Origin of the sequence: Vescimonas sanitatis, from assembly GCF_049060325.1 — a bacterium.
GTDB classification, from domain to species: Bacteria; Bacillota; Clostridia; order Oscillospirales; family Oscillospiraceae; genus Vescimonas; species Vescimonas sanitatis.
Genome location: NZ_JBMGPW010000022.1, coordinates 1 through 1420, shown reverse-complemented (window position 1 = coordinate 1420; position 1420 = coordinate 1). Strand labels below are relative to the sequence as shown.

Annotated in this window: 3 protein-coding genes; all 3 read left to right on the top strand. The window is 60.5% G+C overall.

From position 1 onward, the window contains the following. Window positions 1–90 (top strand): acyl-CoA dehydrogenase family protein (locus tag ACOMDU_RS13555; RefSeq protein WP_421130687.1); only part of this gene is annotated, 90 nt, incomplete at its 5' end. A gap of 19 nt (window positions 91–109) precedes the next feature. Beyond that, window positions 110–910: an acryloyl-CoA reductase electron transfer subunit gamma gene (acrB, locus tag ACOMDU_RS13550; RefSeq protein ID WP_421130686.1), complete on the top strand. Its 801-nt coding sequence runs from the start codon at window positions 110–112 to the stop codon at window positions 908–910. Between the two features lie 16 nt (window positions 911–926). Further along, the coding region (locus ACOMDU_RS13545; protein ID WP_421130685.1) for an electron transfer flavoprotein subunit alpha/FixB family protein at window positions 927–1420 on the top strand (494 nt) is incomplete at its 3' end.

Here is a 1420-nt window from a genome sequence, read left to right as displayed (position 1 = left end):
ATGATGCGTGATGCCAAGATCACCGAGATCTACGAGGGCACCAGCGAGGTCCAGCGCATGGTCATCGCCAGCAATCTGGGCGTGAAGTAAGGTAGGAGGTAAAAGGAAAATGAAAATTCTCGTAACTGTTAAGCAGGTCCCCGATACCTCCGGTAAGGTGGCCGTCAATCCCGATGGCACTCTGGACCGTGCGTCCATGCAGACCATCATCAACCCCGACGATCTGAACGCCGTCGAGGCCGCCCTGTCCCTGAAGGACGAGCTGGGCTGCAAGGTCGTGGCGTTCACCATGGGTCCTCCTCCCGCAGAGGGTATGCTGCGTGAGCTGATGGCCATGGGCGTGGACGAGGGTGTTCTGGTCACCGCCCGTGAGTTCGGCGGTTCCGATACCTACGCTACCTCCCAGATCATCGCTGCCGCTATCGATACCTACGGCATCGAGAAGGACGACATCATCCTGGCTGGCCGTCAGGCCATCGACGGTGATACCGCACAGGTGGGTCCCCAGATCGCTGAGAAGCTGCATCTGCCCCAGGTCACCTATGCCGGCGAGATCACCAAGGACGGCGACACCCTGACCGTCAAGCGCATGCTGGAGGACGGCTACATGACCATCAAGGTCAAGACTCCCTGCATGATCACCTGCATCAAGGAGCTGAACACCCCGCGTTACCTGTCCGTGGGCGGCGCGTTCGAGTGCTACAGCAAGCCTCTGGTCACTATGACCTACGAGACCCTGAAGGATCACCCCCTGATCGACAAGAGCACCATCGGTCTGGCCGGTTCTCCCACCAATATTCTGACCTCCTTCACGCCTCCTCAGAAGGGCGCGGGCATGATGCTCGAGGGCGCTGACAAGGCTACCACCGACAAGCTGGCCGGCATCCTGGCCGCCAAGCACATCATCTAAGGAAGGAGAAAAGAAAATGGCTTTTAATAGTGCTGATACCGCTGCCTTCAAGAACGTATGGGTGTTCTGCGAGCAGCGTCAGGGCGTGATGATGCCCACCACCTTCGAACTGATCTCCGAGGGCCGGAAGCTGGCCAATGAGCTGGGTGTCGAGCTGTGCGGCATCCTGCTGGGCGACAACGTTGACGGCATCGCCGCCGAGCTGGGCGAGTACGGCGCCGACAAGGTGTACGTGTACAACTCCCCCCTGCTGAAGGACTTCACCACCGATGCCTACACCAAGGTGATCGTGGAGGCCGTTGAGGAGCTGAAGCCCGAGGTGCTGCTGTTCGGCGCCTCCAACATCGGCCGTGACCTGGCCCCCCGCTGCGCGGCTCGCCTGCACACCGGTCTGTGCGCGGACTGCACCCACCTGGACATCGACATGCCCAACTACAAGGGCTTCCTGAAGGAAGCTTCCACCCTGCCCGAGGAGCGCATCGAGAAGCTGGGCACCGTGATGATCAACCG

Coding starts and splice junctions, on each gene's coding strand:
- acrB (WP_421130686.1), top strand. CDS start 110: ATGAAAATTCTCGTAACTGTTAAGCAGGTCCCCGATACCTCCGGTAAG.